The sequence below is a fragment of the Pseudomonas sp. 2822-17 genome (genome assembly GCF_002742485.1).
Classification (GTDB): Bacteria; Pseudomonadota; Gammaproteobacteria; order Pseudomonadales; family Pseudomonadaceae; genus Aquipseudomonas; species Aquipseudomonas cyclaminis.
In genome coordinates this window covers 1-435 of the sequence record NZ_LJRZ01000506.1, presented here as the reverse complement: position 1 = coordinate 435, position 435 = coordinate 1, and the positions used below count along the sequence as shown (strand labels likewise).

The 435-nt window shown below is 37.5% G+C and carries 1 protein-coding gene; it reads right to left on the bottom strand.

Features of this window, described 5'->3' with window-relative positions; all coding sequences use genetic code 11:
• Window positions 1–250 (bottom strand): hypothetical protein (locus tag AOA60_RS22180; protein WP_218240728.1); only part of this gene is annotated, 250 nt, incomplete at its 3' end.
• Between the last annotated feature and the right edge of the window lie 185 nt (window positions 251–435).

Here is a 435-nt window from a genome sequence, read left to right as displayed (position 1 = left end):
ACTTTATATACTCAGGGAGTTCAGGTAATAAATCGTTGTGGAAAATAGCATTTACTGCTACATACACTTTGACATTTTTCCCATGCGCAATGGATACTGCTTCTTTAATTTCGCTTCTGTTAAATTCCCCTGCTAGACGTAGACCATATCGTTCTTCCCCAACCATAATCGCAGATGCTCCAGCTTCTATGAGAGGTTCAATAGCTTCAACGTCCCTAGGCGTAACCAATAATTCAGGTTTTCTCTTCATCCATTTCACCTTCTTTTATCTCACTTTTTTATACTAACTAAAACACCGTCACCGACAGGATATATCATAGATGAAAAGCGTGGATCTTTCATTAATGATTCATTATAATTCCTCAGTTTTTTCACCATTCCAAGCATTCGTTTATGAGTCTCAACCTCTCCAGATACCATCCCTTTAAATAGAAT